Below are 7,880 nucleotides of genomic sequence, written 5' to 3'. Positions count from 1 at the left end.
CCTCCTCCGCCCGTGACCGCTCGTTCCTCCGCCCCTGCCCCCGGCGTTTCCCTGGTGGCGCACACGCCCGCCCCCGTCGATATCGCTCCGATCCCGCCCACGCCCGAACAGCAGCAGTTCGTGGACTGGCTGCGCGAGGTGGCGCCGTACATCCATTCCTTCCGCGACAAAACCTTCGTGATCGGCTTTGGCGGCGAATTGGTCCAGGCCGGCATGCTGGGCGCGCTCGTCAACGATGTCGCCCTGTTGCACGCCATGGGCATGCGCATCGTGCTGGTGCATGGCTCGCGCCCGCAGGTGGAAGAACAGCTCGCCCTGCGCAACGTGAAAACCACGTTCGTGGATGGCGTACGCGTGACGGACGGCGCTGCGCTGGAATCCGCCAAGGAAGCCTCCGGCGAACTGCGCCTGGATATCGAAGCCGCCTTCAGCCAGGGCCTGCCCAACACGCCGATGGCAGGCGCGCGCATGTCGGTCGTATCCGGCAACTTCGTAACGGCGCGGCCGGTGGGCATCGTCAACGGCGTGGACTTCCAGCACACGGGGCTGGTGCGCAAGATCGACGCGGAATCGATCCAGCACTCACTGTCCAACCGCAAGATCGTGCTGCTCTCGCCGCTGGGCTTCTCGCCCACGGGCCAGGCGTTCAACCTTTCGATGGAAGACGTGGCCGCCAACACCGCCACGGCGCTCAAGGCCGACAAGCTCATCTTCATCACGGAGCTGCCCGGCATCATGGACCGCGTGGGCAAGCTGCAACAGGATCTGTCGATGGAAACGGCCATCGAACGCCTGCGCGACGGCAGCCTGTCGCACGACACGGCGTACTACCTGCAGCACATCGTCAAGGCGATGCGTGGTGGCGTGCGCCGTGCACATGTCATTCCGTTCGCGCTGGACGGCAGCATCCTGCTGGAGCTGTTCCTGCACGACGGCGTGGGCACCATGGTGTCGCACACCGATCTGGAATACCTGCGCGATGCCACGCTGGATGACGTGGGCGGCATCGTCTCGCTCATCGAACCGCTCGAAGCTGACGGCACGCTGGTGCCGCGCGAACGCCGGCTGCTGGAGCGCGACATCGCCAACTTCTCGGTCATCGAGCACGACGGCATCATCTTTGGCTGCGTGGCGCTGTATCCGTACCCGAAGGACGGCATGGCCGAAATGGCTTGCCTAATCGTCTCCCCCGACAGCCAAGGCACCGGCGACGGCGAACGCCTGCTCAAGCACACCGAAGTGCGCGCCCGAGCGCTGGGCCTCAAGCGCCTGTTTGTGCTCACCACGCGGACGGAACACTGGTTCCTCAAGCGCGGCTTCGTACGTGCCAGCGTGGACGATCTGCCGGAAGACCGCCGCAAGCTGTACAACTGGCAGCGGCGCTCGATGGTGCTGATGAAGAAGCTCTAAACCCTTGGCGTGCGTCGTGGAATCCAAGCCCGGCGGCGCGCGACCTTTACAATAGCGGCACCTGCGTCGCGCTTGAGCGGCGCTTCCGCCACACAAGAGGAACCCCCATGGCCCGCATGGTCCACTGCGTCAAGCTCAACAAGGAAGCCGAAGGTCTCGACTTCCCGCCCCTGCCCGGCGAACTGGGCAAGAAACTCTGGCAAAGCGTCTCGAAGGAAGCATGGGCCGGCTGGCTCAAGCACCAGACCATGCTGATCAACGAAAACCGCCTGAACATGGCCGATTCGCGCGCACGCCAGTACCTGCTCAAGCAGACCGAGAAGTACTTCTTTGGCGATGGTGCAGATGAAGCCGCCGGCTACGTGCCGCCGCCCTCGGCCTGATCTGCCGCCATCAACAACAAAGCCGTTCAGCGCAAACTGAACGGCTTTTTGTTTGGGCAACGCCATTGAACGTGCCGCAACGGGCGCAAAAAAAACTGCCCATTTGCATGAGCAGCTTTTCGACAATGCGCAAACAGCGATCAGAAATCGCGACGCTGCACGCCCGCTTCGGTCCCCAGCAGCAGCACATTGGCGCCGCGCTTGGCAAACAGGCCGACCGTCACCACGCCCGGAATCTCGTTGACCACCGATTCCAGGCCCTTCGGATCGGCAATGCGCAGGCCCACCACATCGATGATCACGTTGCCGTTATCGGTCTTGTAGATCTGGCCTTCCTTGGTCATGCGCAGGCGCGGCTGACCGCCCAGCGCAGCCAGTTGGCGCGCCACGGCCGCACGTGCCATGGGCACCACTTCCACCGGCAGCGGGAAGGCACCCATCGTCTCGACAAGCTTGCTTCCATCGGCGATGCAGACAAACACGCTGGCGACCGAGGCAACGATCTTTTCGCGCGTGAGCGCACCGCCGCCGCCCTTGATCATGGCGCCCGAGGCGTCGATCTCGTCAGCGCCGTCCACGTAGACGGGGATGGCGTCGACTTCGTTCAGATCGAGCACCGTAAAGCCGTGGCCCTGTAGGCGGCGCGTCGAAGCCTCGGAGCTGGACACCGCACCGGCGAAGCGTGCCTTGTGCGGCGCCATCGCGTCGATGAACAGGTTGGCCGTCGAGCCGGTGCCGACACCCAGCACGGCGCCCTCGGGCACGTTGGCCAATACGTAGTCTGCGGCGGCTTGTGCCACCAGCGCCTTCAGTTCATCCTGCGTCATCGCAAACACTCGGTCGGATCGGAAAGCCCGCTAGTGTACCGGATCAACACGACAGCTCTCGGCCGTCTGGCGGAGCGAGACCTGCGGAGTACAATCGATTCATCCTTCCACCTCCAGCGCAACGCAGGAACGTACTTCGGACTCGCTTCATGACTCAGCTCGATCAACTCAAGCAGTTCACCACCGTCGTCGCCGACACGGGCGATTTCCAGGCCATGCGCGCCTACGCGCCGCACGATGCAACGACCAATCCGTCGCTGATCCTCAAGGCTGTGCAGAAAGCCGAATACCGCCCGCTGCTCGAACAGGCCGTGCGCGACGCTCGCAGCGACAGCGTGGAAGACATCATCGATGCCGTGCTCGTGGCATTCGGCTGCGAGATCCTGTCGATCATCCCGGGCCGAGTGTCCACCGAAGTCGATGCTCGCCTGTCGTTTGACACCGAGGCGACGGTCGCCAAGGCGAAGCATCTGATTGCGCTGTACGAAGCGCGCGGCGTGGCGCGCGAGCGCGTGCTGATCAAGATTGCGTCGACGTGGGAAGGCATCCGCGCAGCAGATCAGCTTCGTGCCGAAGGCATCCGCTGCAACATGACGCTGCTGTTCTCGCTGGCCCAGGCCGTGGCGTGCGCGGAAGCAGGCGTGCAGCTCATCTCGCCCTTCGTCGGCCGCATCTACGACTGGTACAAAAAGGATGCCGGCGCCAACTGGGACCCGATCGCCCAAGGCGGCCCGAACGACCCCGGCGTGCAGTCCGTTCTGCGCATCTACAACTACTACAAGAAGTTCGACTACCCGACCGAAGTGATGGGCGCGAGCTTCCGCAATATCTCGCAGATCGTCGAACTGGCTGGCTGCGACCTCCTGACCATCAGCCCGGATCTGCTCGCCCAACTGCAGCAGTCCGACGCGCCGGTCGAGCGCAAGCTGTCTCCGGACAACGCCAACGCGGCCAATATCGTGCGCCTGCCGGCTGACGAGAAATCGTTCCGCTGGCACATGAACGCGGACGCCATGGCCACCGAAAAGCTGGCCGAAGGCATCCGCCTGTTTGCAGCGGACGCGATCAAGTTGGAAGCGTTGATTGAGCCGCTGCGCGCAGCGGCGTAAGAAGAAAGCCGGGTCTTATCCCAGCATGGCGGGCAGGCACACGCCCGCCGGCTGGTGGATCACGAGGTCCGCCGTTGCATCCAGGGCGCTTGGCTCCGGATTCACGACGATCACCTTGGCGCCATGGTCCTTCGCCAGCCCCGGCAAGCCAGCGGCCGGATATACCATGCCGGATGTGCCAACTACCAGACAAACGTCGCACGTATTGGCCGCCTCTTCAGCACGGTAGTTCGCGACCAGCGGCAGTTGCTCGCCAAACCACACCACGCCCGGGCGCAGCATCGCGCCACACGTCGCACAACGCGGCGGCCTGCCCGGCTCGGCGGTGGCGATATCGCATTTGCCGCAGCCACCCAACCACTTGTTGGCAAACAGGTTGCCGTGCAGCTCGATCACCCCTTCGCTGCCGGCGCGCTGATGCAAACCGTCGACGTTCTGCGTGACGAGCGTCACCGCCTTGCGCTTGGCTAGCGCGGCAATTGCAAGATGGGCCGGATTCGGCTGCACCTGCAGCACACGCTCGCGGCGCTCCTGATACCAGTCCCACACCATGCGGGGGTGCTTGCGGTACGCGGCCTCGGTCGCCATGTCTTCCGGGTTGAAGCGCGACCACAAGCCAGTCAGGGCATCACGAAACGTAGGGACACCGGATTCGGCCGAGACGCCCGCGCCCGTGAGCACCATGACGTGCTGGGCGGCCTCGACCCAGGCGCGGGCCTGGGCCAATGCGGCCGCATCGGATGCGACCGAGGGTTCGATGCTCATTACTTCCTGGCAGGTGCCGCTGCGCGTTGGCGCACAGCCTCAAACAGGCAAACCCCGCTGGCTACCGACACGTTCAGGCTTTCAACGCTGCCGGCCATCGGAATGCTGACCAGCGCGTCGCACGTTTCACGCGTGAGGCGGCGCATGCCTTCGCCTTCGGCGCCCATCACGATGGCGGTGGGGCCCTTGAAGTCTGCCTGGTAGAGATCCTGTTCGGCCTCGTCAGCCGTGCCGATCACCCACACGCCGCGCTCCTGCAATTCACGCAGCGTGCGCGCCAGGTTGGTCACGGTGATATACGGGACGGTTTCAGCCGCGCCGCTGGCGACCTTGGCGACCGTCGTGTTGATCCCAACGCTGCGGTCCTTCGGCGCGATCACGGCATGCGCGCCGGCAGCATCGGCCACGCGCAGGCAAGCGCCGAGGTTGTGCGGGTCCGTCACACCGTCGAGCACCAGCAGCAGCGGCGTGCCTTCGATGCCGTCGAGCAGTTCATCAAGATTGAGCGCCAACGACAGCGACTCTGCCTTGGCAACCACGCCCTGGTGGCGGTCGGTACCGGCAATGCCGCGCAGACGGTCGGCGTCAGCGGGAATGAGGCGCACGCCCGCTGCTTCCGCCGCTTTCAGGAAATCCTGCATGCGGCGGTCGCGGCGGTTGGCCTCGAAGTAGATTTCGTCGATCGACTTGGCGCCGTGGCGCAGTCGGGCGGTGACGGCATGAAAGCCGATGAGGAGCTTGGATTTAGACATGGCGCGATTGTACCCGCCCGCCCTCGCTCCCCGGCCGCTTTAACGCCCCTTGGTCTTGCGCGGGGCCTTGCCTGCCACCTTGCGCGGCGCAGCGGTCTTGGCGCCACCCTTGGGCTTGGTGCCACGCGCCGTCTGCTTCTTGCGCGCAGGCTTTGCGTGGGCATGGCCCGGGGGCAGTGCACGGCTACCCGGCTCGAACACCGGCTGCTCTTCGATGACGCGATCGAGCGTCTCGTCGAACGACTCCTCCGGCTTGGCCGTACCGCCCAACAATGCGGCCAACTGGCGCGGCTTCTTGCGGCCAACCGGCGGCGCCGGCGTCGCCCCGGCAGGCTGACGCGCCACCGAGGCTTCGGGCGCGCCGGTCACCTTGGCCGGGCGCAGCGCCTTGGTCGACGGCTCCTGGATCAGGCGGAAATCCATCTTCCGGGCATCCAGATCGACGCGCAGCAACTGCACGCGCACGCGGTCGGTCAGGCGATAACGGATGCCCGTGCGCTCGCCGCGCAGCTCGTTGCGCGCTTCGTCGTATTGGAAGTAATCGCTGCCCAGCTCAGTCACGTGTACCAGACCTTCCACGTACAACTCGTCGAGCTGCACGAAGATGCCGAACGAGGTGACGGCGCTGACGGTGCCCGAGAACTCGTTGCCGAGCTTGTCGCGCATGAAGTAGCACTTGAGCCACGCCTCGACGTCGCGCGAGGCTTCGTCGGCGCGACGCTCGTTGGCCGAGCAATGCACGCCCAGCTCATGCCAGATCGCTTCGACCTTCGCCTTGTTGACAACCGCAGCCGGCACGCCTTTCTCAGCTTCGGCCTGCAGACGACGCGCCTTGGGCGATAGCGCGCTGTTCAACAGCACGCCCGGTGCCAGCGCCGGCACATAACGCGTGCGATGCAGAATCGCCTTGATGGAGCGATGCACCAGCAGGTCCGGATAGCGGCGGATCGGGCTCGTGAAGTGCGCATACGCGGGATACGCCAGACCGAAGTGACCGATGTTGTCCGGGCTGTAGACCGCCTGCTGCATCGAGCGCAGCAACATGGTCTGCAGCATCGGTGCGTCAGGACGGGCGGCCACCTTTTCCATGAGTTCGGCGTAATCGGCGGCCTGCGGCTTGTCGCCACCGCCCAGCGTCAAGCCGCTGGTTTTCAGGAAGGCGCGCAGAGCCTGCAGCTTTTCCTCAGTCGGACCTGCATGGACACGGTACAGCGCCGGGTGCTTGTACTTCTCCAGCATCTCGGCCGCGCAGACGTTGGCCGTCAGCATGCACTCCTCGATCAGCCTGTGTGCATCGTTTCGGGTGCGCGGCAGGATCTGCTCGATCTTGCCCTGGGCGTTGCAGACGATGTACGTCTCGGTGGTGTCGAAGTCGATCGCGCCACGCTCGCGGCGTGCCTTGAGCAGCGTCTGATACAGCTCGTACAGGTCTTGCAGATGCGGCACCAGCGGCGCCCGCTTGGCCGCTTCCGGACCCTTTACGTTTGACAGGATGGCCCAGACCTCGTTGTAGGTCAGGCGCGCCTTCGAGTGCATCACCGCCGGATAGAACTGATAGGCCTTGATCTCGCCCTTGGCCGTGATCACCGCATCGCAGACCATGCACAGGCGGTCCACCTCCGGATTCAGAGAGCACAAGCCGTTGGAGAGCTTCTCCGGCAGCATCGGGATCACGCGGCGCGGGAAATAGACCGAAGTCGCGCGATCAATGGCGTCTGCATCCAGCGGATGCCCCGGCCGCACGTAATGCGACACGTCGGCAATCGCCACAATCAGGCGCCAGCCCTTGGTGCGACCGATCTTGACCGGCTCTGCATAGACAGCATCATCGAAGTCGCGCGCATCTTCTCCGTCGATGGTGACGAGCGACACATCGCGCAAGTCTATGCGGCCAGCCAGATCGGCATCGCGCACCACGTCGGACAGCGCTTCCGCCTCGCGTTGCGTCGGCTCAGAAAACTCGTGCGGCACGCCGTACTTGCGCACGGCAATTTCGATCTCCATGCCAGGGTCATCAATCTCACCCAGCACTTCGACCACGCGGCCAATCGGCTGCACGTAGCGATCCGGATACTCCAGGATCTCAACGCTCACCACCTGACCGACCTTGGCCTTGCCCTGGCCCTTGGGCGCGATCAGGATGTCGCGGCCGAGCCGCTTGTCTTCGGGCGCCACGACCAGCGTGCCGCTTTCAGAAAGCAACCGGCCGATGACGCGCTTGTTGGCCCGCTGCAGGATCTCGACGATCTGCCCTTCCGAACGCCCGCGTCGATCGTAGCCGACGGTGCGCACCAGGGCGCGGTCGCCGTGCATGGCCTTCTGCATCTCTCGTTCGGGCAGGAAGATATCGGGCTCGCCGTCATCGCGTACGAAAAAGCCGAAGCCATCGCGATGGCCAATTACCCGGCCTTCGATGAAATTGGGCTGGTGCGCCAGTTCGTAGTGCCCCTTGCGGTTGAGTTCGATCTGACCGTCCCGCTCCATGGCGGTCAGACGCTTGATAAAGCCGTCATGCTCCTTGCGCGTGACCGACAGCGCCTTGGCAATATCGGTGGCAGACAGCGGAGACCCCGACGTGCGCAGCACACCGAGGATTTCCTCGCGGCTCGGGATCGGATAAGTCGGTTGATTCAA

Annotated in this window: 7 protein-coding genes; 3 read left to right on the top strand and 4 right to left on the bottom strand. The window is 64.6% G+C overall.

The window, feature by feature from the left end; genetic code table 11:
- Nucleotides 1-12: 12 nt before the first annotated feature.
- Entirely contained in the window at nt 13-1,410 is a 1,398-nt protein-coding gene (gene argA, locus BEK68_RS04920; RefSeq protein WP_004626346.1) for an amino-acid N-acetyltransferase, read from the top strand.
- 107 nt (nt 1,411-1,517) lie between these two features.
- The gene (locus BEK68_RS04915; RefSeq protein ID WP_004626344.1) at nt 1,518-1,793 is read left to right on the top strand and encodes an oxidative damage protection protein; all 276 of its coding nucleotides are present in this window, start codon (nt 1,518-1,520) and stop codon (nt 1,791-1,793) included.
- 140 nt (nt 1,794-1,933) lie between these two features.
- On the opposite strand, the gene rpiA is transcribed toward BEK68_RS04915, so the two are convergent.
- A complete protein-coding gene (gene rpiA / locus BEK68_RS04910) occupies nt 1,934-2,620 on the bottom strand; it encodes a ribose-5-phosphate isomerase RpiA (protein WP_004626337.1) in 687 nt (228 codons plus the stop codon).
- A 149-nt stretch (nt 2,621-2,769) separates the two neighbouring features.
- Between rpiA and tal the strand changes: the two genes are divergently transcribed.
- On the top strand, nt 2,770-3,729 hold the full coding sequence (gene tal / locus BEK68_RS04905; RefSeq protein ID WP_004626336.1) for a transaldolase: 960 nt from the start codon (nt 2,770-2,772) through the stop codon (nt 3,727-3,729).
- Between the two features lie 15 nt (nt 3,730-3,744).
- Here tal and BEK68_RS04900 read toward each other — a convergent pair whose 3' ends face one another.
- The 3 genes from BEK68_RS04900 to rnr are packed head-to-tail and all read right to left on the bottom strand — an operon-like array spanning nt 3,745 to nt 7,880.
- On the bottom strand, nt 3,745-4,494 hold the full coding sequence (locus tag BEK68_RS04900) for an SIR2 family NAD-dependent protein deacylase (RefSeq protein ID WP_012435326.1): 750 nt from the start codon (nt 4,492-4,494) through the stop codon (nt 3,745-3,747).
- The gene (rlmB, locus tag BEK68_RS04895; RefSeq protein WP_004626332.1) at nt 4,494-5,246 is read right to left on the bottom strand and encodes a 23S rRNA (guanosine(2251)-2'-O)-methyltransferase RlmB; all 753 of its coding nucleotides are present in this window, start codon (nt 5,244-5,246) and stop codon (nt 4,494-4,496) included. The genes BEK68_RS04900 and rlmB overlap by 1 nt, the downstream gene beginning before the upstream one ends.
- Nucleotides 5,247-5,285: 39 nt before the next feature.
- Nucleotides 5,286-7,880 carry a ribonuclease R gene (rnr, locus tag BEK68_RS04890; protein WP_012435325.1) on the bottom strand — a complete coding sequence of 865 codons (2,595 nt, stop codon included), beginning with the start codon at nt 7,878-7,880 and terminating at the stop codon, nt 5,286-5,288.

Source organism: Ralstonia pickettii, assembly GCF_001699815.1.
Taxonomy (GTDB): domain Bacteria; phylum Pseudomonadota; class Gammaproteobacteria; order Burkholderiales; family Burkholderiaceae; genus Ralstonia; species Ralstonia thomasii.
This window is presented reverse-complemented; position numbering and strand designations above follow the sequence as displayed.